At 41.0% G+C, this 23307-nt stretch carries 21 protein-coding genes; 5 read left to right on the forward strand and 16 right to left on the reverse strand.

Translation table 11 applies throughout. The annotated features are described in order from the left end of the window. Positions 1-2: 2 nt before the first annotated feature. Positions 3-722, reverse strand: coding sequence for a F0F1 ATP synthase subunit A (locus tag LDM98_RS04675; RefSeq protein ID WP_223898185.1), 720 nt, complete (start codon positions 720-722; stop codon positions 3-5). Positions 723-923: 201 nt separating this feature from the next. On the opposite strand from LDM98_RS04675, the gene LDM98_RS04680 reads away from it, so the two are divergent. Both LDM98_RS04680 and LDM98_RS04685 read left to right on the forward strand, forming a co-directional pair. Continuing rightward, positions 924-1742, forward strand: coding sequence for a universal stress protein (locus LDM98_RS04680; protein ID WP_223898186.1), 819 nt, complete (start codon positions 924-926; stop codon positions 1740-1742). 2 nt (positions 1743-1744) lie between these two features. Further along, positions 1745-4429, forward strand: a complete 2685-nt coding sequence (locus LDM98_RS04685; RefSeq protein WP_223898187.1) for a cation-transporting P-type ATPase — start codon at positions 1745-1747, stop codon at positions 4427-4429. Positions 4430-4466: 37 nt separating this feature from the next. On the opposite strand, the gene LDM98_RS04690 is transcribed toward LDM98_RS04685, so the two are convergent. The 7 genes from LDM98_RS04690 to LDM98_RS04720 form a co-directional block, all read right to left on the reverse strand. After that, on the reverse strand, positions 4467-5219 hold the full coding sequence (locus tag LDM98_RS04690; protein WP_223898188.1) for a TIGR02757 family protein: 753 nt from the start codon (positions 5217-5219) through the stop codon (positions 4467-4469). Between the two features lie 52 nt (positions 5220-5271). After that, a complete protein-coding gene (gene lptB, locus LDM98_RS04695) occupies positions 5272-5994 on the reverse strand; it encodes an LPS export ABC transporter ATP-binding protein (RefSeq protein WP_223898189.1) in 723 nt (240 codons plus the stop codon). Positions 5995-5996: 2 nt separating this feature from the next. Further along, on the reverse strand, positions 5997-6419 hold the full coding sequence (gene tsaE, locus LDM98_RS04700) for a tRNA (adenosine(37)-N6)-threonylcarbamoyltransferase complex ATPase subunit type 1 TsaE (RefSeq protein WP_223898190.1): 423 nt from the start codon (positions 6417-6419) through the stop codon (positions 5997-5999). Beyond that, positions 6419-7408: an anthranilate phosphoribosyltransferase gene (gene trpD / locus LDM98_RS04705; protein ID WP_223898191.1), complete on the reverse strand. Its 990-nt coding sequence runs from the start codon at positions 7406-7408 to the stop codon at positions 6419-6421. Before trpD ends, tsaE begins: the two co-directional genes overlap by 1 nt. A 13-nt stretch (positions 7409-7421) precedes the next feature. Beyond that, entirely contained in the window at positions 7422-7673 is a 252-nt protein-coding gene (locus LDM98_RS04710; RefSeq protein WP_223898192.1) for an RNA-binding S4 domain-containing protein, read from the reverse strand. 156 nt (positions 7674-7829) lie between these two features. Continuing rightward, complete coding sequence (locus LDM98_RS04715; RefSeq protein WP_223898193.1) at positions 7830-9023, reverse strand: tetrahydrodipicolinate N-succinyltransferase N-terminal domain-containing protein; 1194 nt, start codon at positions 9021-9023, stop codon at positions 7830-7832. A gap of 38 nt (positions 9024-9061) precedes the next feature. Then, positions 9062-9490: a hypothetical protein gene (locus tag LDM98_RS04720; RefSeq protein WP_223898194.1), complete on the reverse strand. Its 429-nt coding sequence runs from the start codon at positions 9488-9490 to the stop codon at positions 9062-9064. A 521-nt stretch (positions 9491-10011) separates the two neighbouring features. Here LDM98_RS04720 and LDM98_RS04725 point away from each other — a divergent pair. Both LDM98_RS04725 and LDM98_RS04730 read left to right on the forward strand, forming a co-directional pair. Then, positions 10012-11874, forward strand: coding sequence for a TonB-dependent siderophore receptor (locus tag LDM98_RS04725; protein WP_223898195.1), 1863 nt, complete (start codon positions 10012-10014; stop codon positions 11872-11874). Positions 11875-12038: 164 nt separating this feature from the next. After that, positions 12039-12605: a hypothetical protein gene (locus tag LDM98_RS04730; protein ID WP_223898196.1), complete on the forward strand. Its 567-nt coding sequence runs from the start codon at positions 12039-12041 to the stop codon at positions 12603-12605. Positions 12606-12664: 59 nt separating this feature from the next. On the opposite strand, the gene LDM98_RS04735 is transcribed toward LDM98_RS04730, so the two are convergent. The 4 genes from LDM98_RS04735 to LDM98_RS04750 form a co-directional block, all read right to left on the reverse strand. Next, a complete protein-coding gene (locus tag LDM98_RS04735) occupies positions 12665-13669 on the reverse strand; it encodes a glycosyltransferase family 4 protein (protein ID WP_223898197.1) in 1005 nt (334 codons plus the stop codon). 8 nt (positions 13670-13677) lie between these two features. Continuing rightward, positions 13678-14418, reverse strand: a complete 741-nt coding sequence (locus LDM98_RS04740) for a tyrosine-protein phosphatase (RefSeq protein ID WP_223898198.1) — start codon at positions 14416-14418, stop codon at positions 13678-13680. Continuing rightward, a complete protein-coding gene (locus LDM98_RS04745) occupies positions 14415-16718 on the reverse strand; it encodes a polysaccharide biosynthesis tyrosine autokinase (protein ID WP_223898199.1) in 2304 nt (767 codons plus the stop codon). The genes LDM98_RS04740 and LDM98_RS04745 overlap by 4 nt, the downstream gene beginning before the upstream one ends. 103 nt (positions 16719-16821) lie before the next feature. Beyond that, positions 16822-17433 (reverse strand): outer membrane protein, encoded by a 612-nt coding sequence (locus LDM98_RS04750; protein WP_223898200.1) that lies wholly within the window; start codon positions 17431-17433, stop codon positions 16822-16824. 131 nt (positions 17434-17564) lie between these two features. Here LDM98_RS04750 and LDM98_RS04755 point away from each other — a divergent pair, with 131 nt between their 5' ends. Further along, complete coding sequence (locus LDM98_RS04755) at positions 17565-18896, forward strand: nucleotidyltransferase family protein (protein WP_223898201.1); 1332 nt, start codon at positions 17565-17567, stop codon at positions 18894-18896. Here the strand turns inward: LDM98_RS04755 and LDM98_RS04760 are convergent, their stop codons facing one another. From LDM98_RS04760 to LDM98_RS04775, 4 genes are all read right to left on the reverse strand, one after another. Continuing rightward, positions 18897-20033 (reverse strand): glycosyltransferase family 4 protein, encoded by a 1137-nt coding sequence (locus LDM98_RS04760; RefSeq protein ID WP_223898202.1) that lies wholly within the window; start codon positions 20031-20033, stop codon positions 18897-18899. Between the two features lie 113 nt (positions 20034-20146). After that, the gene (locus tag LDM98_RS04765; RefSeq protein ID WP_223898203.1) at positions 20147-21208 is read right to left on the reverse strand and encodes a glycosyltransferase; all 1062 of its coding nucleotides are present in this window, start codon (positions 21206-21208) and stop codon (positions 20147-20149) included. 195 nt (positions 21209-21403) lie between these two features. Beyond that, positions 21404-22207, reverse strand: coding sequence for a glycosyltransferase family 2 protein (locus LDM98_RS04770; protein WP_223898204.1), 804 nt, complete (start codon positions 22205-22207; stop codon positions 21404-21406). Continuing rightward, the gene (locus tag LDM98_RS04775; protein WP_223898205.1) at positions 22207-23304 is read right to left on the reverse strand and encodes an EpsG family protein; all 1098 of its coding nucleotides are present in this window, start codon (positions 23302-23304) and stop codon (positions 22207-22209) included. The genes LDM98_RS04770 and LDM98_RS04775 overlap by 1 nt, the downstream gene beginning before the upstream one ends. Between the last annotated feature and the right edge of the window lie 3 nt (positions 23305-23307).

The following is a 23307-nucleotide window of genomic DNA, read 5'->3' on the forward strand; positions in this document are numbered from 1 at the left end:
AGTTACACAGCACCCATTGTATCTACGATAGGGTTTGGTGCTTTTTCATGTGCCTCATCAACCGCTACGGCACCTGCAAGGTACACATAGATAAGGATCATGAATACAAACGTCTGAAGCAAAGCAGAGAACGTAAGCAGTAGGTATGCAGGAAGTGGTGCAATGAAAGGTACCAACATAAGAAGTACCCACAAGAAGAGGTCATCCCCTTTGATGTTACCGAAAAGTCTGAATGAAAGTGAAATGATTCTTGAAATATGAGAAACGATCTCGATCGGGAACATCAACGGTGCCAATAGTTTCACTGGGCCTGCAAAGTGTGCAAAGTATTTGATCACACCATTTTCTCTGATCCCTTCATAGTTGTAGTAGAAAAAGACTAAAAGTGCCAAAGGCAATGTAATGTTGATGTTTGAAGTCGGCGCTTCAAATCCCGGGATAATACCGATCACGTTTGAAACAAAGATAAAGAGTCCAACGGCTGCAACAAGTGGAAGATACTTTCTCGCAAGCTCTTCACCGATCACATCTTTACCCATAGCGATCACACCGCCAAGGTATGCTTCCATAACATTTTGTGTACCTGTCGGTACCGCTCTAAGACTCTTTGTTGCCATTTTAGCTATAACGATCATAATGATTGCCACTACAACCAAGTGTGCAACAAACAGCATTTGCCCGTGACCGAAAATAGCGCCCAGGTAAGTAAATACACCTTCCATTAAAACATCCTCTTGTAAGTTTATATTGCGGGATTGTACCCTTTTATTGCTTAGTTTTGACTAAGTATCGATACAATAAAAAGAAGATCTCCGCCTGTTTCATTTTGGTACATCATCATGATATAATATACTAGATGTGATATCGTGTTATGATTATTGCCAACTGATGATAGATCTATTCTTACCGGAAGGAGATTCTCTATGAAAGTCATCGCTGCACTTAACGGTACCATTACAGCTGAGAGTATGGCTTTATATGCCCTCAGGTATGCTAAGGGTCAAGACCTTCCCCTTCTCCTGTTTCACAGTCAAAACGAAAAAGATGATCTTGATGATGTCAGGGCAAGTATGGATCGCATCAGCACACTGGCACTTTCTCAAGAGGTTCAAACTGAAACCGTCATCCTTGAAGACGCATCTCACAATACGGTCAAAACGTTTCTCGCCGGTATCGATACCGATGTGATATTCTGCTGTACACGCAAACATAAAAGTCCTATCATCGGCTCCTTCAGCGAAGCATTAACGAAAATGGATCTCAATGCGGATATCGCCATTGTACGTATCGTCAATATAAGTGCAATTGTAGATATTGACAAGATGATCCTTTCTATCAAAGAGGATAGACTTTCGGTCAAAAAATTCGCCTTTTTTGCCTCTATGGCTTCTACCTATCAAGCTGAAGGAGAGATCTATGCTGTATCGGTGATGTCAAGAATGGCACTCTCTGCCGTTGATATACACAAAGCCAGAATACGGATCGGAGAGATCAACTACAATCTCCGGCATTATATGAAACTCTCACACTTTATGCCCTTCACGCTCCATATCGAACACGGTTTTACTGAAAATGAAACCCAGAGCGTTCTTACCCATATTGCCAAATCCACGGCACAATTGGTGATTATCGGTGCCCGGCGGCTCTCATTCACCTCTGTGTTCAACAGGGAGATGCCTATAGAGAAACTCATGTGTGAGGCCTCTGTCAATACCATTGCCTACTATCCCAAAGAGAGGTAAAGATGCAACCTTACAGACTGGACGAAAAGGCGCTCTATGAGAAGTTCCAGACCAGGGCAGAAGGACTGACCGATAAAGAAGCTGAGCGCCGATTAGAGAGTTTTGGACCCAATGAGATAGAAAGTGGCAGAAAAAAGAGTTATCTCAAAGCCTATTTCAAACAGTATGTACAATTCTTCGCTATTCTCTTGGAAGTCGCTTCGCTTTTAGCCTTTATCGCTGACTTCTATGTTCCGGATCAAGGCAATGATATTCTGGGTTATGCCATTATCGTTGCTGTGATCATCAATGCCACATTTACCTTTTGGCAGGAGTATAAAGCAGATAGATCCATGGAAGCACTGCTTAGCCTCATGCCTACCATGATTACGGTACTACGGGAAGGAAGCAGACTGACCGTCGATGCCAAAATGCTGGTCCCAGGAGACATCATTCTACTTGAAGAGGGAGATAAGATCGCTGCTGACGCTGTCCTCACAGAGCAAACTAAACTCTACATCAATACTTCTGCCCTGAACGGTGAGTCAAAACCCACCAAACGGGAGCTTGGAGACCAGAGCAGTGCGACAAGGCCCCTGGATGCCACAAATATGGTTTTTGCAGGAACCACTGTCGTATCAGGCAGTGGAAGCGCTATTGTCACGGCCACAGGACAGGCAACGGAATTCGGTAAGATCGCAACACTGACCAAGAATGTCGAGAAAACCCTGACACCAATGCAAAAAGAGGTGATCCATATCACCCGTATCCTCACCGTGATTGCTTTGGCGATGGGTATGGTCTTTTTTCTTTTAGGCATATTCTCTCATCAAAGTCTTCTCATGGCGGGTATCTTCGCACTCTCACTTATCGTAGCCAATGTCCCGGAGGGTCTGCTTCCTACGATCACCCTTTCCCTCTCCCTTGCTTCCCAGCGTATGGCACGGCGCAATGCACTGATCAAAAATCTGGACTCGGTCCAGACCTTGGGAAGTGTTACAGTGATCTGTACCGATAAGACAGGCACCCTGACCTATAACGAAATGACACTCAAAGAGCTCACTTTGGCAGGAGGAGAAGAAGTGACGCTCAGCGGTGAAGGCTATGCCACCGAGGGAGATTTCAGTTTTGAGCATAAAAACGAAAGTACCCGATCCCGTATGGAGGAACTGTTGCTCGCCGGAGCAGTGAACTCCCGCGCCCGCATCGAAGAGGGAAAGCTGTTCGGAGACCCGACAGAGCTTGCCATTGTTGCAGCCGCCCAAAAGGCGGATATTGACATCAATGCCTGTGAAAAAAACAGTGAGATCCCCTTTACAAGTGAACGAAAGATGATGTCTACCACCTGTGTCATATCGGGCGAAGAGAGACTCTATGCCAAAGGGGCCACAGAAGTCATCTTTAAGAAGAGTACGCATTTTGTGGACAAAGACGGTAGTGTCAAACCCTTTGATGATGAAAGTAAAAAACATCTGCAGCAAAGAGCCGAAGCGTATGAAAATGAAGCCTACCGTGTTTTGGCTATCGCAAAAAATCACACTACACAGGAGGAAGGCTTGACACTCTTGGGGATCATTGCCATGATGGACCTGCCAAGAGCGGAGGTCAAAGAAGCCATAGCACAGTGTAAAGCAGCAGGTATCCGTACCATGATGATCACCGGGGACAACCCTACCACAGCACAGGCCATTGCCAAAAAGATCGATCTCGATTTTGATGCCGTGCTGACAGGACCTGAAGTGGAACAACTCAGTGAAAGGGCATTGGAAACACGGCTCAAAAATGAGACCCTTCTCTTTGCCCGTATGGCAAGCAGCCAAAAACTGAAGATCGCCACAGCCCTGCAGTACAGCGGAGAGGTGGTGGCAATGACCGGTGATGGGGTCAACGATGCCCCGGCACTGAAACGGGCCGATATCGGGATCGCTATGGGTAGTGCGGGAACCGATGTTGCCAAAGAGTCTGCCGATATGATCCTGCTTGACAACAACTTTACCTCTATTGTCGCTGCTATCGAAGAAGGACGCACCGTTTACTTTAATATCAAGAAATTTGTCACCTATATCCTGTCATCCAATGTTCCCGAGATCGTTCCCTACATTCTTCAGTTTTTCTTCAAGATCCCGATGCCGCTCTCCGTGATCCAGATCCTCTCTATAGACCTGGGGTCCGATATGCTCCCGGGCCTGGCACTGGGAAGCGAAAAGCCTGAAAAGAACATCATGAAGCGTCCACCCGTGGGAAGCAGTGAGAAGATCCTGGACTGGGAAGTCTTCAAACGGGGCTACTTCTTTATCGGTATCATCGAAGCGACCGCCGCCATGGTCGCTTTCATCAGTTTTTTAGTGCTTCATGGCTGGCAATACGGTACAGTCGAACTCAATGATCCTCTGCTGCATTCGCAGGCAATGACGATGACCCTTCTGGGCGCTGTCAGCTGCCAACTGGTCAATGTTTGGACGATGCGAAGCTGGGAGTTCTCCGCCTGGAGTGTCGGCTGGACGAATAACAGGCTGCTTCTGGGCGCAATGGTCATGGAGTTTCTCTGGATATGGATGCTTCTGGGTTTTGAACCGGTACAAAAAGTGTTTCATACGGCCTACATACCGCCAAGAGAACTTTGGATCCTGCTCCCCTTCCCGATCATCCTTTTCATCAGCCATGAGTTCTACAAATGGCGAAAACGGGTGCAAAAAGGGATCTCCTGATCGTATGTAAAATAAAGAATGTTGATTGTCACAGAGACTAAACCAATTTCTCCTGTCCCAGACGATACAGTGCAAAATCATATTTGATCGGGTCTTTTGGATCAAAGGTACGCAAGGTATCTGTCAATGCGATACTGGCCTTCATATCATACGTTTTGCGTTTGAGCAAGCCCAAACGTCTTGAGACCTGAAAGGTATGTGTGTCCAGAGGCATGAGCAGATCTTTTTTGTCTATCTTGGACCATAGACCCATATCTAACGCATCTTTTCGTACCATCCAGCGCAAGTACATCATATAACGCTTGTAGGTCCCTGCGGAGAGTACTTTTTTGGGGATGGAGCCCACCAAAAAATTGTACCCGCGTGTCTGCCTGGGATAGACCGTTTGTAATCTCTCTATAAAATGCCACAGTCCGTCCAGAATATTCTCTTCTTTTTTATACCCGCTATAAAAGATATCTTCAATGCTCTCTAACGCTCTCAGACGTTTCAAAGCGATGAAAAGGGCAGCAACATCTTCACTGTTTTGAAAACGGTAATAGTGGGAAGAGAGTGCTTTGCGTATCTGCTCGTCACTGGCATCCAATAAAGAAAAATCCAAACTTTGCAAAAATTGGACGATCAACCCTGCATTGCCATAGCCGAACAGTGCACAGATCAGCGCGATGGATTCATCCTGGTATTGGGATGCGATAAAAAGAGGATCGGGCTTCTCCAAAGAGAGTTCAGCACTGTGGTTCCTGGCTTTCACTTCATTGTCTAAAAGGGTTTTCACTTCAGAGAGTTTCAATAAGAATTCCAATCATTCGTAACACTAAGCACGCAGCACTTAACACTTCATCCTAAAAGGTAAAATGTTCACCAAGATAATGCTTACGCACATTCTCGTCATTGGCCACTTCATCACTGGTACCTGTCGCTAACATTTCACCGCTTCGCATCACATAGGCCCTATCGCAGATGCCCAGTGTTTCACGTACATTGTGGTCTGTAATGAGAATGCCCATATCAAGATCCACCAGCTGTTTGATAATGTTTTGTATATCCAGTACTGCTATGGGATCCACACCGGCAAAAGGTTCGTCCAGCAGTAAGAACTTCGGTTCCCCTACCAGTGCTCTGGCGATCTCAACCCTTCTTCTCTCTCCCCCGCTGAGGCGTATCCCAAGACGGGCACGGATCGGTTCAATGTTGAAGATCTCAAGCAATTTTTCAATACGCGGCTGGATCGTTTTTTTATCCAGGTTCAGTGCTTCAGCGGCAATAAGCAGATTTTCTTCTACCGTCAGGTCTTTAAAAATGCTTGACTCCTGGGGCAGATACCCTATACCCATCTGTGCACGGGCACTTAGAGGCAGTTTGGTCACCTCTTCTCCATCCAAAAAAACCTGGCCTTCAGTCGCATCCGTTAATCCGCATACCATGTAAAATGAAGTGGTCTTTCCCGCACCGTTTGGGCCAAGAAGCCCTACGATCTCTTTACTCTTCACCACTAAAGAGATATCATGCACCAACTTTGTCTTTTTAATGGTTTTGGCAAGGTTTTTAGCTTCAAGTGTATGCATTGTTAATTCTCTATCTTGTATATTCGTTCATTGTCCAAGGGTTCGATCTCTATGGTGACAACATTATAGCCTACACCTTCTAAAAAGGCTTTAAGCGCATCAGAACCCCACTCTACCATATGCCAACCCGGCTTTTCAAATTCTTCAAAAAGACCCATCTGCATAAACGCTTCATGGTCTAAACGGTACAGGTCATAGTGGTACAGACTGCTGCCGTCTTTGGCACCATAACACTGCTGCAGAGAAAAGGTCGGGGAAGTCACTTCTCCTTCGATCCCTTTGGCTTTGGCTATGGCCTGTGTGAGTGTCGTTTTTCCTGCAGCCAGATCACCTCTTAAAAAAACGATCGCATTGGAGGGAAGTGTTTCATCCAGGTAATTGACCACTTTATCCAGTTCATCCAGCGATGCTTGTATCTCTTTCACTACGCATTACTTCCTGCTAGTTGTTGGCTGATCGTAACCATATGCCTTAGATGTGCACTGGCGTTACCGCTCTCAAGTCCGTTTTTAGCCATTTCTACTGCCTCTTCTATGTCACGTACATGGCCGTCTACAAACAATGCAAAGGCTGTATTGAGCAGTACGATGTCTCTTTTTGCACCTTGCTCTTTACCTGAAAATATATCGCGTGTGATCTGTGCATTAAAATGTGCATCTCCACCCATAATAGCCTCTTTAGGAGCCAGTTTAAATCCGAATCTCTCCGGATTGATCTCACCTTCCAATATACGGTTGGACTCTACATAGGCAAAAGAGGAGTTACAGGCAATCGAGATCTCATCCATACCGTCATGGCTGCTGACAACACAGGCACGTTTGGCACCAAGTTCAACCAGTGCATCCGCTATGCGTTTAACGTAGGAAGGATCAAATACTCCTAAAAGGTATTTCTCTGCACCGGCAGGATTGCTCAAGGGTCCAAGAATGTTAAATATCGTACGATGGTCGATGGACTTACGTACGGGCATAATATGCTTCATCGCAGGATGATGGTCTGTGGCAGGGAAAAAACAAAAGCCTGTCTCTTCAAGCATATTTATTTTATTCTCTATGCTAAGATCCAGCTTAATGCCCAGTGCTTCAAGGACATCGGTTGACCCTGAGTTGGAAGTGACGCTTCTGTTCCCGTGTTTAGCCACAACACATCCCAAAGACGCCAGAAGAAGCGATACGGTGGTAGAGATGTTAAAACTTCCGCTTTTATCTCCGCCTGTTCCCACCACGTCGATGGCTTTTTCTTTCAGTGCATCAGACAAAGAGAGTTTAATGGAGTGTTCGCGCATGACAGAAGCAGCCGCAGCAATGTCACTACCGCTCTCACCTTTTTCATACAGGTCTACAAGAAAAGCCCTTGCTTCCTCTATACCCATTTCATTGTTAAACAGTCTTTCAAACTCTTCTCTGATACCCATTTTACTCTCCAATTTAATTTGACAGCTCTTTGACAAAGTCTTCTTTCTGGCTCTTAGGTATGGTCTTGGTCGTAGGGATCTGCAGCACTTCATAAGACTTCGGACCCTTAAGGTACTCTATGGTCACTGTATCCCCCACAGCGACATTCTTCGATGCTTTAGCCTTCAGTCCATTGACATAAACCACACCACTTTTTAGCATATCCGTAGCAATAGTACGACGTTTCACCACATTCACAGCCGACAACCATTTATCCACACGCATACTATGCTCCCAAGATTAATATAAATTATGTCGTTGCGAACGCCCTTGAAAACGAAGTGTTTCGAGAGCCGTGACGACTTTTGCCTACTTTTCTAGAAAAGTAGAAAGAAAACTCCAATTATCAAACAGTCATTATTTGACAAGAGATACTATTGCTTAGTGCAAATCAGCGTTCAACTTCACTTCTCTCGTACTTCTTCGCGCGATGATCTCACCTGTAGTCGAACTTTGTCTAAAGTGAATCCCGTTAAGCCCTTGAAGCTCTGCACCTTTGAATGTGGTTTTATGCTCAAGGTTAGCATCCGGATTTGCTGCAGAAATTTTAGCCAACTCTTCCGGAGCGATCTTGATCTTAGTACCGGCCAGGATAGTGATACCCGCATCCACGATACATGCATCACCCAACGGAAGACCCGTAACTGAGTTTGCACCAAGCAGTGTGTTCTCCCCAATGCTGATAGGATTTCCATCCGTACCCGAAAGGACACCAAGTATACTCGCACCACCACCGACATCTGAACCTGCACCTACGATAGCAGAGGAGGAGATACGTCCTTCAACCATCACAGGACCGAGTGTTCCTGCATTAAAGTTGATGTACGATGCACCCGGCATCACTGTAGTACCTGCAGCAAGCTGCGCACCCATACGTACTTTTGACGCTTCCAATATACGTGTATTATCTGCCGGGATCACATGCTGCAAGTATCTTGGGAATTTATCGACAGCATCCACAGCAGGATAGGTACCGTTGAGTTTCATTTCGATCTCATTTTCTCTGAGGTAATCCAGTTCATACGGTGTATTCCCTACCCATGCCACATTTGACAAGATACCAAATGCACCATTGAGGTTGACCTTTCTCAGTTCTGCTTTGCTTTGAGAAAGCGCATAAAGTTTAAGATAGACTGCTTCTACAGATCCGGGATTTGCATCTTCGAACAAAAATACGATTCTGAAGTTTTTACCGATGTCTTCCATATGTGCAAGTGTTTTGATCACCTGTACGTTTTTGTGTGCATCACCGGTTGCTTCTGCAACATATGGAGCAAAGGCTGCCATAGCATTTTCTACAAAGTTATCGTTGATCGTTGCTACAAATTCACTCCCTGAAAAGTCTACTTCACACTTTGCTTCCTGCAGTGCTTTGATAAATACCGCAGCACTTCCAAAGTTCTCTTTCCAGTTGATAAGTCCAAAGTTCGCCTGAAGTATTTTCTCAGCATTTTTCTGACCTCTATCCACTCTTGCGATACCAAATGCGATAGGCTCTTTGTATCCTGCCTGTGAAGTAACATCTGTTACCAATTGTTTAAATGCCTCTGTACTTGTCACTGTTTCAATAGCCATTGAACTTCCTTTAACTCGAATAAAATAATGTAAAGCGATTATACTTGATTTTGTTTAACCTTTCTCATAATGGAGAACCAGTCTCTTGAAAAGTGTTTCTTGATATAGGCCTCATGGTGGGGCACGGTACAGCCGCTGCAATCTTGATGCGTGGCATCATCAGAGACGAACTGTGCACCCTCTTTAGATTCGATGCTGCATCTGCTGTAGAGCACTTGATTGCCTTCTTTGGAAAGTCCCTCATCATTAAAACGAAAATGGGGGCAGGCACAGAGGTAGCAGTTCAGCACTTCCATCTCGTGACACTTTTTCTTCTCTTTGTAGAGGAAACAGAAATCGGGTTCTTTTTCTACCATATTTTCAAACCTGAAGTATGCAATGACTTCATCATCACTCAACGCTTCGAGTTTCTTCATGATATTCTTGTGTTTCTGTCCATGTGCTTCAAACCAGGTACTGTAATTCATTTCATATCCATTTTTTTAGTTTGGCAAGACTTCCACACACCCCAAACTGTGGAGTTGTTTCCTCTTTCTACCCCAAGGGCACTTCCTCACTTCGTTCAGGGCGTTTTTATATAAAAAACGAAACAAAAAATCGTCATGGCTCTCGAATCGCTAGATTATCTGGCACTAAATGACGATACCCCTGTCGCTAAAGCGTAAGTGGGGTGCAAGGGTGTTCGTGATGTCAAAGGCGTACTTTGTACGATTGTTAGATGACAAAATATAAAAGTTTAATAGTATAACATAAAGCAAATTGCTGTACAATCCGCACATGAAACATCTTAGAGGCCACAATAAAAACTACTTTTCATTAGCCGTCATCGCCATGTACTCCACACTTTCAAAGTTGTGTTGGATCGACAGCAATTTCCAGTACCATAAAAAAGCCTTTATCTACCACGAGTACAAAACCTCCCCTCCTTGTTTATCCATTTTTTACTGATTCAAAAACTATTACATACAAAATAAACAAGGAACACCCTATGACATTCAAGTCACTCAGCCTCATCACGGCTACACTACTACTTACAACACACACGCACGCAGACGAAACACTGGAACCTATCAGCATTATCTCTGCCAACAAAACAATACAATACATTCAAAACACGACTTCAAATGTCACTGTCATTACTGCTGAAGATATCGAAGAGAATGGATACCAGACGGTTACACAGGCTATCAACACTGTAGCAGGTATATTCGTCACAAATTCCGGTGGCCTGGGTCAGCAGACTTCATTTTTTGTAAGAGGTGCAGATTCCGGTAAAGTACTCGTACTTTTAGACGGTATGCGTCTCAACGACCCAAGTACGACCAATGGTACTGCGCTGCTTGATAGCCTTACAACCAACACCATAGAACAGATAGAGATCATCAAAGGTGGAGCAAGCAGCATCTGGGGTTCCAATGCAAGTGCCGGTGTGATCAATATCATCACTAAAAAAGCTAAAGATGGTATCCATGGATCACTAACTTTAAACTACGGTTCATACAACACCAGGGGTACCGATACCGACCTTGCATATAAAGATGAAAAGGTCACAGCACAAGTTCTTGCTTCCTATCTCAAAACGGATGGTTTTTCTGCATTGGCTCCAAGGTCAGCAGAAGAAGATGGCTATGAAAATAAAAACTATAATATAAAATTCGGATATGCTTTTGATGCAAATAACAAACTAAACCTTAGCTATAACCGTATTAAAACAGACACAGAGTATGATGACGATAACTCTGAAGCCTTAGCAAATGATGATTACAGCAACAGTACATCAGATCAGGCTAACTATGCCTTGAACTATAACTTCAAACTTAACAACTACAATGTAACTTTCAATGCAAGTAAAGGTGAGTACAATAGAGTCTATTACACCTATGATTATTTCTTCAATATAGACAACCAATATGTCAATAAATCAACTCTCAAAGAGTACTCTCTCATCAATGCCTACCAATACGAAAAAGGGAAAATGATTTTAGGATTGGAATATAAAGATATAGATGGGTTCAGCCAATTCAATACTTATACAGAAAATAAAGCAAATTATACTAACAAAGCAATATTTATTTCTAACTCATATGACGTCAATGAGAACACTCTCTTGGAAACGAACCTAAGATACGATAACTATGATGAATTTGAAAACAAAACCACCTATAAAGTAGGTTTAAAACATGATCATAGCTTTCTTGAAGGCCTGACAAGCTCTGCGAACTACTACACTTCGTATGATGCACCAAGTGCTTACCAACTTGCCAATCAATCACCAACCGTAGCTATCTTAAAACCTGCCTACACCAAAGGATATGATATCTCTGTTGGCTATAAAGAGTTGTTTTCTATCAGCTATTTTAATACAAAAGTGGAAGATGCCATAGATTATGTAGGTATATGGCCTGATTCTGGATATGCCAATATCAACGGAAAACAGAAGCTTTCAGGCGTAGAATTACAAAGTAGTTATGCAATCTCTTCACTCAATGTCAATGTCTCTGCCAATTATACCCATCTTTTCAAGTATGAAAAAGAGGATGGATCAGACCTCATAAGACGTGCAAAAGATACTTTTAATGGTTTCATAGATTACTACACAGATGCAAACACCCATTTTGGGATCAATGCACAATATGTAGGTGATAGGATCGATACAGATGGTGGCTGGCCTGCTTCTAATGTTACAATAGAGAACTACACCCTATGGAACCTGAACTTCGGTACAAAGATCATCAACGATGTTGACCTCTCACTCAATGCAAGAAACATCTTTGACAAAGAGTATGAGTCAGTGTACGGTTACGCCACAGAAGGCCGATCATTCTATGCCAAGCTCAAGTACAGCTTTTAGATGAATCCCCTCTCGGGATTCATCTGTGCTAAGTGCTACGTATTACGTGTTACGAAAGAGCAAAAACTTACAAGTCAAAAGAGTGTATAAAAATCAATGCCCTACTTACATCTCGTAACACGTATCACTTAGCACGTAACCCTAAAAATAGGATATAATCACCCATGTTAAAAATTATCCCATCCTGGTTCATCCGGTACAAATTCTTCAATTCCCTCTTTTTGGGATTGAGTGTGGGTGCCATATTTACCCTGTATGCACCGCTTGAACCCTCTATCTATTCCATAGGTGGCGTGCTGCTGGCCATAGGTATGCTGATCGTTGCACGGTTTTACCATACCATACTCAACGCAGAGTGGTTTTTCAGGATCTCACTCTTTGTGGAAGCTGTTTTACTCTTGGCCATGTTCTACTTTCTCTATGCTTCTTACAACTATCAGACTGCCCTGCTACTCTATATCGGCTACCAGGTTACCTTTGTCTTTGGCAACTATCTCATAAGGGCGGAAACACTCTTACTCAAAACGGATGTTCTCTTGACCAAACTCGATACCGTCAAGCAGATAGGCTACCTTTTAGGCATGGGACTCGCATATCTTTTTTACAAGACACTTACGCATTACGGCATAGAAGATAACCAAACACAGGTCTATAACCTGCACTATTTATTGATAGTGGTTGAGTTAGTGGTAATTGTTCTGATATGGAAGAGTTTCCGTAGGGTGGTATGATGACATTGAATTCCAAATGACTGTAGGGGAGGACCCCTGTGTCCTTCCCTACAGAAAATTTAACAATCTCTCTTTTGTCTTTTGATCATCGCGGCAAGGAACATGTACAGCAGTACCACGTTCAATACAAAAAGTATCAGTAAAACTCCTTCATCCATATCTCTCTCCAGTTGTAATCCTGTCAAAGAGTAGATCGTTTGAAATACCCCTAAAAAAAGTACTGTTTTACGTGTATCTTCTGCAAAAAAGTGTCGTAAGATATGGTGAATGTGACATCTGTCCGCACAGAACATAGATTTTCCTTTGATCTTGCGACGTACCATGACCACCACCGTATCCAAGATGGGAATGGCCGCTATAAACAGTATACTTACCGTAGGCAGATACGCCAGGGACTTGATCGCCAAGATAGAGATCGTAAATCCCAACGTCAAAGAACCGCTGTCTCCCATAAATATAGAGGACGGGTGCCAATTAAATACAAGAAACCCTAAAAGTGCTGAGATAAATGCTCCAGACATTATCATCATAAAAAGATCATCATGCATAGTCCCTACAGCAAAAAAACTGCCAAGTATCACGATACTCACCGTAGCTGCAAGCCCGTCAAGTCCATCGATCAAATTCAGTGCATTGGTGAACCCGACCACTGCAAACAGAGTAAAAGGAAGTGCAAACCATCCTAGTGAAAATTCAAAGCCAAAAAATGTACCCAGATGATCGACCACAATATTATCAAAGTAGAACAATACCGTACTGAGCATAATAACAAAGAATTTAGTATTGGGAGAGGTATCACGATGATCATCCAGAAGCCCCACGATAAACACAAGCAAAATGGCAGTGCATGTCCATGTATAAGAGAGTATCACATCAAAATAAAAAACAGGAAGCACAAAAGCGATCGCAAGATAAAAGCCTATCCCGGCACCTCTTGGTGTATTATTCCTATGTATACTGCGTTCATTGGGGACATCTATCAAACCTAGATCTGCTGCATAATGTTTCACTAAGCCTACAAATACCAAAGAGAGGATAAAAATGCCTACAAATACCAAATACATATGCAACCCTATGATCTAAGCGTATGGTTCAAGATCCTATTGTTTTCCCATACTTTTGCATACGATTCACTCATGAACACATCATCCAAAAACCTCGTCTGTTTGAGATGGTGCACATCAGATCCTAAAAAATCGATCATGCCATGCTTAGAAAGTATCTCTGCTTTTTTCATGGCATCTTTACCGTAGTGTCCCCCCAGAGAATTCAGATCAACCTGGAACAGTACGCCAAGCTCTTTAAATCTGCCATATTCTTTGAGCGGATCACTCACATAACGGTAACGTTCAGGATGTGCCATAAGCGGGACATAGCCTGAAGCCGAAATTTCAAAGATCATATCTTCGATCTGCAGCGGCTTCGTAGCATAAGAGGTTTCAAAAAGAAGGTATTTCCCATGGATGCTCATCACTTCACCGCTATGTAGATGATTATAGAATCCTTCATCCAGGTAGTACTCTGCAGCCGCTTCTATCTCCAGCTTTATCCCTTCAGCCTTTGCCGCTTCTCTTAAAGCAACCAATCCCTCTTTGATGACCTGGGGTGTATTGCGGTAGAGATCAAACATGATATGCGGTGTAGTGATCACTTTTTCATAACCCAGTGCTTCCATTCCCTTCAAAAGAGAAAGACTCTCCTCCATACTTTGGGAACCGTCATCGATCCCCGGGATGAAGTGTGAATGCAGGTCCACTTTTAGAATAGGTCCTCTCTTTTTCTCTTTGTGTTTTTTAAAAAAAGGAAAGATCATTTGCTGTCTTCCTCATAATATCCGTAACCATAGCCGTAACCGTAGCCATAACCGTTTCTTGCCATTTTCACATCATTGAGCAAGATACCTAAACCGCTGATCTCCTCTTTCGAGAGTTTCTCTATGCTGCGTAAAAAACCTTTTTTTGAGTAATCGGCTCTAAACACATACATACTTGTATCTGCAAAATGCATCAACGTTCTTGCATCAGTTACCAGGCCTACCGGAGGGGTATCAAGGATGATCACATCATACACTTCTCTTAGCTTTTCCAGTACCTTTTCCATCAAAGGACTCTGGATCAATTCACTCGGGTTTGGCGGTACAGGCCCAGAGGTGATGATATCCAGATTGTCATACTCAGTCTTCTGGATCACCTCTCCTAAAGCAGTATGACCAGAGAGTAAAGTACTCAAACCTTTACTGTTTTGAAGTCCAAATCTCTGATGCAGGGTCGGTTTCCGCATATCAAGATTGAGTATAACTGTTTTCTTTTCAGCCATACTCATGATCCCGCCCAAATTCATACAGATCATCGTTTTCCCTTCCCCACCGACCGTTGAAGTGATCGCGATGACACGGGCATTTTTATCCCTTGCCATAAACTGCAGGTTGGTACGTATGTTCCTGAACGATTCTGCCAAAGCAGATTTCGGAGATAAAAATACCTGGACCTTTTCATTACCCTCTTTAATATGCGGGATCAGTCCAAGTATAGGTACATCTGTCATCTTAGTGACATCCTCCTCCTCTTTGATACGGTCATCCAAAAATTCTCTTAAAAAGGCAACAGCGATCCCCAGTATAAGCCCCAGGATCACCCCTATCAGTACGATCAACTTTCGCTTAGGTTTGATAGGAGACTCAGGGTAAAGTGCTTCATCGATGATCCTGTTCTTACTGACGGTCGATTCTTTAATGATCGCTGTTTCTGAGCGTTTTTCCAGTAAATAAGAGTATATCTTCTCATTCACCGCAAACTTACGCTGCAGTTGTCCAAACATACGTTCATCTGCAGGAAGTGTATTGAGAAGCTTCTGCTGCTCAGCGATAGACTTCTCGATCAAGTCTTTTCGCTCTTTAATGCTTTTATTAAGACTTTTGATCGTAGAGGTGATCAACGTCTTAAGTTGCGCTATCGTTTTACTTAATTTACGGACCTCAGGGTACATCTCAGTATACTCTTCACGCAAGATCTTCTTTTTCACGGTTGCATCTTGAAGTTCTTTGATCATAGAAGAGAGTGAAGCCCCCTCTTTATCCAATCCGGCTATTGTGATACTCTCAAGGTCTTTTCCTGACTTGACCTGTTCATACAAGGTACTCAGCATCTCCATCTCTATCGATATCTCTGCCAGTTTCGTTTCTGATTCACTCATCTGACGGATGATATTTTCCGCTTTGGCACTTAAACTGACCGTATTGGATGTTTTTTTAAACTCTTCAAGTTTGATCGCTGAACCCTTAAGATTTTCCGTGATCAATTTCAACTGATTATCAATAAAAGTAAGTTTACGGGTTGCTTCTTGTGTCTTTTTCTCTATGTTTTGTTCTATATAGGCTCTAGCCAAAGCATTGGCAAATTCCTGGGCACGTAAGGCTACATTATCACTATAAGAGATCTCCAAGATAGTAGAATACTTTGAACTCTGACTTACGCTTACACCCTTCTGAACATAGCTAGCTACTCTTTGGGGGTCCATCACCATAAAACGGTACGCTGCAGCACGTGGCTCTTTGGTTTTAGTGACATTGAGATGAAAGTGTTCCGTCACGATCTCTTTGTCGTAGCTATGTACCGTATCATAAGACCATGTATTACCCTGGGTGTCTTCAGCCTCTTCCACCACCAAACGATAGCTGTGCTCATCCACAGGGATCAAGTTAAAAAAGAGGTTATACCCTTTGAGCATCCCTACCTGAAATGGACTCTCTTTATAAAGTTCTATCTCTTTTAATTTTCTGGTTGTATAGTAGTGATGAGAAAAATCTACCTCTGCAAGTGCCTTTTTTGTAAGAAATCTGGATCGGATGATCTCCATCTCTGTATCAGCATTCATCGTACCTGAATCCATAGCCATGGCAAGCATATCCTGACTTCCATAGCCACTTTTATCCAAACCTACCTCAACAGTCGCCGAAGCTTTATAGACATTGGGTTGAAAATAAGCATAATAACTACTGACGGTAGCAAATAAAGTAACAAATAGAAGTATCATATATCGGTATCGATATACCGTTCTAAAGACTTCTTTAATATCTATTTCATCTTCATCTATATGCATGCTGTCTCTGTTCATTCTTTTCCTTGAGGGTTTTAAAGTATTCTAATTATGGTGTTCTATATCTGAAGGACATATGAAGTTCTCTTCTAGTCCTGTTTTATGCCCCAAAGAGAGAAGATTAAAAGTTATATATCACACCTATAGTAAATACATCTACATCTGATTTCACTGTGTCATCCCCCTGATAACTACCATCCATATCATTTGCAGGGAAAGTGTAGTCAGCAAAGAGAGAGATATTTTCCATCATTTCATAACTCGCACCAAGTCCCCATTGGAAACCAGTGTCATCATAATCCACAAGATAACCTTTTACACCATCTAAATTAACCCCACCATATCCAAGTAGTGCATAGAGAGAAAAGTCTTCACTTACAGGGTATTGTGGTTTTGCGAATAAACTCCATCCATCCATCTCAGTCTGGTGATCATGCCAGAAAGATTTAGTATATCTACCTTCTACAGCAAAATACTCATTGAAGTCATATCCTGCAAGAAAAGATAGATTTCCCAGTCTATCTTGTCTATTAGTACCACCCCAATCCACAGAAATTTCCGCATCACGTGTACTGACTGCAGCAAGACCAAGACCCACGTAAAAGTTCTTCTCTGCTTCTACTACTTCAACGACTGGTTCTATTGCAGGTTCAACCTCTTGCATATCTCCCCCAGCAAACGCAAAACTACTTAACGCCGCTACTGCCCATACCGAAAGCACTGTCCTTTTCATTCTTTTCCCTTGTTTTTCAATACATAAATTATACTATTTTATGCTTTACTTTTATACATGCACGGGCGGACACGGGGGTACCGCCCCTACAGAATACTCCTCATTTTTCACTATATTTGCTATAATCACCTATGACAATCAATAAAGACCTAAATCTCAGTGACGAGCTATCGTTCCTCATCGCCTGCTGCCAGACAGAACCCTCTAATGAGGATATCGAATTCATCCTCTCTTACCTATCACTTGTTCCGGACGGACACGGAGGTACCGCCCCTACAGAAAAAATCCTCAAACCCAACAACTCTTATCTTAACGCTGAACGCTTAACACTACACGCTTTGATTAGTCTGGCTAATCAACATGGAGTTCTGCCTCTCGTCTACAAAACCATCAAAAATATCGTTGAAAAAGATAGCTCACTTGTTCCCGGCGATCACGAGGGTACCGCCCATATAGAATGTTCCAAGCGGACACAAGGATATCGCCCCTACGAAGAAATTCTCCCCGAGCTGAAAGCCTACTATATGCGTATTGCTCAAAGAAATATGTTGATGACAAGTGAACTCATAAAAATTATGGACTTGCTCAGAGAGAACCATATAGAAGCACTGGCGTTCAAAGGCCCTGCACTTGCGCAGATGGCCTATGGAAATATCACGCTACGGCAGTTTGGGGATATTGATGTATTAGTGAATGAAACAGATATTCTCAAAGCAGGCCAAATTATTACCTCAAACGGTTATAATCCAGATGTACATTTGGATTTTTTGAATAATCAAGCTTTACTGGATGTCAGTAGCGACCTAGGTTTTCGTAATAAGCGTAATAATACTTATATTGAATTACACTGGAAGCTCTTCCGAAAGAAGCTCTCAGTAACATTAGATGGATTAAATATTCGTTCCAATCCATCAGTCGTTAATATACAAGATAAAGAGATCCAAACATTACAATCTGATCTTTTATTAGTCTACCTTTGTGCACATGGTTCTAAGCATATGTGGGAACGAATAGAATGGATCGTAGATGTTGATAGACTTATTCGAAATTTAGACTCTATTGATTGGAAAGCCGTCTTGTATTATGCTAAAGAAATGCATAGCATTAATACACTGTTTCTTGGATTATCACTATGTAATGAGTTGTTTGACACAGACTTTCCAGATACGATACAAAAAGAAATCGATAAGCATGAAAATATCAAATGTCTCAAAAATGATACACTACAACTATTGAACAATACTTTTTTAAAACAAGACTCCGGCACTTCTGCTATGTTCAAAAAATTTGACTATCATGCAAAACTGTATGACTCATTTTTAGACAGGTTAAAATACTATCTCTCTACTGTTTTCAAGATCACACCTGACGATGTCCTCAACATTAATCTGCCAAAGTATCTTTCCTTCTTATACTTCATAATAAGACCTTTGCGCTTGGCACGAAAGTATATGACAAAATAACTATTTAAATATTTTTCTAATTGCTTTTTTATACTTTTCGATGATGATCTTCTCATCAAACTCAGCGATCACTTTTTCTCTTCCTCTTTGACCCATCTCACTGCGCTCATCCTCCGAGAGTAACAACACTTTTTCCATCTGCTGTGCTAAAGAGTCAGCATCTTTTACTTTACACAGGTAACCACTGATACCATCAGCTACCACATCTTTACATCCAGGGACATTCGTCGTAACGATAGGTTTAGCCATGCTAGCTCCTTCAAGCAGTACACGTGCAAGTCCTTCCCTGTATGAAGGCAGTACTACGCAGTCATGTTCAGCAATAACCGCACTTACCTCATCTGTTGCTCCCAAATGATGTATGATCCCTTCTTCTTCCCACATCTCTATCTCATCATGCGTAACAGCCGTAGGATTACCTGGATAATACGTCCCGAGTATGTTAAATACCGCTTCAGGGTATTTGCTCTTAAGCATCCTTGCAGCATCAACATACTCCCCTAAACCTTTGTCTCGTATAAGCCGCGCTATAAACAGAAAATGCAAACGCTTCGCTTTTCTTGGTTCTCTTGCCACAGGTTTAAACTTTTCAGTATCGATCCCCGAGCCGGGAAGAATATCTGTTTTCTTTTTTTTCACCAATTTAGATTTTACAAAAAGTGCTCTATCATTTTGATTTTGGAAAAATACTTTTTTAGGTGCTTTTCTGTGTAAAGCCATTTTGTAAAGAAAACGTGCAAGAAGCGAAGAGGGTTTTTTATTTAAAAAGACCGTACCCAGCCCGGATATATTACTGATAATAGGAATATCTAACATGCAAGCTGCCATAGTGCCATACAAATTCGGTTTGATCGTATACTGTAAAAGCAGATCAGGATTGACTTCTTTATAGACCTTATAAAACTCCTTAACAAGCTTTATCTCTTCTATAGGGTTCGTACCTTTATTATTGATCTTTATATCATGATACTCAAATCCATACTCTATTAATTTTTCAGTATGAAAATCATAGGGAGCGATAGCAACGATATGATAACCCTCTTCCTTCAGGGCTTTAAGTAAACCCATCCTAAAATTAAAGATATTCCAGGAAGTATTTATAACAACGGCAATGGTTTTCTTATTTGGATCGTGCATAGTATTTCCTTATACTGTTTGAATTTTTTCTATCATAATTTTATAATTGGTACTATAAGCTTCTTTAGGTAATCAATAACCTTATCATCCTTTTATTACAGTGCATCAAGAAGTCACAATCTAAAATTCATTAGACTAGCATACACTTCCCCATGCTTCTTCGCAATACTTTTTATAGAATAATTCTCAATAATTTTCTTCTGAAGTTTTTCTGCTTTGATTGCTGCTTCTTCATAATGGTTAAATACATACTTCATAGTTTCACAAAACATATCTTCTTTTGCCAAATATCCGTTAGATTCATCTATTATTGACGGAATAGCTCCTACGGGAGTCGAGACCACTGGTAGCCTACTTGCTCCTGCTTCGAGGATCGAAAGGGGCATACCTTCCCAGAGTGAAGGTACTACCAGACAATGTGATTTACTTAACAGTTCAGAAACATTATTCTGTGAGCCTTTTAAGTATACATATTTTTCAAGTCCTAAGTCACTCACTTGTTTTTCCAATAGTACTTTATCTTTTCCTCCACCAATGATGAGTAATTGAAAGTCAAAGCTTTTTCTCAATTCATTAGCACAGTCTATAAGAAACGGGTAATTTTTTGCTTCTTTTATATTGCCCACTGCTATGAAAGTGAACTTCTCAAACTTTTCAATATCTACATTAAAATCTACAACTCTTATGCCATTAGGTATGACCTTATAATTCTCCTTATTGAACCATTGTTTCATATTTTCAGAAAATAATATATCTATTTCTCTAAATGGTTTCAAAAGAAAAATGATACCTTCTCTTAGTTTATTTCCAAAATGAACACTATGAGGTGTAAATACAACTTTTAACTTTGGAAATCTCATTCTTAAAATAACAGCAACTATCATAGCATGAGACATATGTGCATGGATAATATCAATCTCTTGGTTTTTTATGTATGTACTTATTTCAAGTATCATTTTATAAAAGTTTTGAAATGATTTCTTTCTATGTAAAACAGTGACATTAATACCATTTTTTTCAAATTCAGATAAAAGTGCTGTTTCGTTTGAAAATGACACAATATAATTTTCAATATTTTTGTTTTTCTTAAATTCTATAGACATATCAAGTAGTACTTTTTCAGCACCACCTTGACCAAGACCGGAAATAAGGTGCAGGGAATTAATATCTTTCATTTTTTAAACTCTAAAAACTTTTTCAAGTCTTTCTCCTGGAATCATTTCAGAAAAAGTTTCAATAATGCATGATCTTGCACGTTTTTCAATTTCATATCTTAGTTTTTCATCTTTTAAGCGCATTTCAAATTCCCTACATGCACTTAGTTGATATTTGGCACAAAATTTGTTTTTGGATCATTCATTTTATTCTCATTATGTTCTAATTTTTGAAACAATAAGCATTCGCAAGAATTTTAAACTTCTATATATTACAAGAATCACATATAGAAAAAAACCAATGAGTTTTTCATTTAATAAAATTTTATAATTTACTAGCCCACCTTTGTACATATTAAACATATTACCCGACAAACCAGATACTCCATATTCAGCTTTAAAAAGGTAGGTAAGTTTAGACTTCAAAAGTATTGCATCATTACCATTTAATACAATTTCAAGCCATAATAAATAATCCTCAGAATATTTCTTGAATTCTCTAAATCTAGAAAGAAAACCTCTTTTAAGCATTACTGTTGGTGTACTGAATCTATTACTGAATAACAACTTACTTTTTGTAATTTTTTCTATTTCATCAATTTTCTTCGACTCAATTAAAACATTATTTGCATCTACCACTTCATACAAGTGCCCACTCAATACAACGTCAGGATGTTCAGACATATAATTGTACTGAAGTTCTAACTTTTGTGGATGCCATGAGTCATCCGCATCCAAGAAGGCAATATATTCTCCCTTCGCATTGTCCCATCCCACATTCCTGGCTTTTGCCGGTCCTGCATTTTTGTCAAGTTCTATGAGCTTGATTGGTACGTTTTTTTCTTGTTCTTTAGCATAGCTTTTTATAATATCACATGAATTATCCATGCTTTTATCATCCACTATAACAACCTCCAAAGGTAGTAAAGTTTGGTTCACTATGGAATCCAATGCCCTTACTATTGTCTTTTCAGCATTGTAACAAGGTATCACTACACTCACATTTGCTCTGTCAATCATTAAGATATCTCCAGATCTTGAAAGATTCTTCCTGTATAGGTTTGCAGGAAGAGTACATTTAAACCTAGCAACAAAAGGATAAATAATGTTGCATACTTTTTACTAACAGTACGAACAATCATATAACTTACAATCGGTAAGATAAGCCAGGAAAAAATAGCAAATCTATCATTGAAAATAACAAAAGAAAATAGATGGTAAATACTATTGAGTAACATATAGATTGAAAGCCAGTTATGAACTGTCACTTTTTGATCGCTACTAATTTTTTTTCTTAAAAAAACATATAAAAATATGGGGAAAAAAGAAAAGAGCGCAAAATCCAACCGAAACCCTGTTCTATAATTGATTTCTTCAAATCTATCATCCAGGTAAGCACTATACCTTGCCTCCGAGGCCAACATTTCCCCCAGAGGACCCGAAATCACCTCGTTGATGCCTAAGACAGATAGCACCACACTCCCAGCCAGAATGGCTGATGATATTTTCAGGAGTCCTCTCTCTTTGAATAATATAAACAAAGTCGCAAAAGGTAAAACTAGAAACATGCCGCTGTGCATCAAACCAGAAATAAGTAAGAAAAAAAATGCCTTTCTGTTTTTATCCTCCATCAGATAGCTTATGGCCAGTATCATGAACATCAATCCCAAACCTTGCCGTTTTCCATTGACGATGTAAAAAAGAAAATAGGGATAAAGCACATAAAAAGAAAATACGATATATCTTTCAAACGTGGGGAAAATATTTTTCAGTGCTTTATGAAAAGTCAGGATGGCGATCAGATATATAACTAGAAATAAAATATGCGGATTATCGGTAAACTGTCCTACTGTCCAGTTCAATAATCTAAAAAGATATTCTCCTGTTTGATAGGTAAACACCTCATCAAATGAAAACTCCCGAAACTTCAAAAACCCCATAGCATAACGGTACGAGTCACCTGCAAAAGGCTGAACTGTTATTACTATACCAAGTAGTATAAGCGAGAGAAGAAGTACAAAGACTGTCCCTGCACGACCCAAATTGTTCCTTCTATCCGATAGAAAGGTCAGAGTAAGAAGCATAAATAATGCATAGGGAACCAAAAGATAATGCACCTA

This window comes from Sulfurovum sp. TSL1 (assembly GCF_019972135.1).
Lineage (GTDB): Bacteria > Campylobacterota > Campylobacteria > Campylobacterales > Sulfurovaceae > Sulfurovum.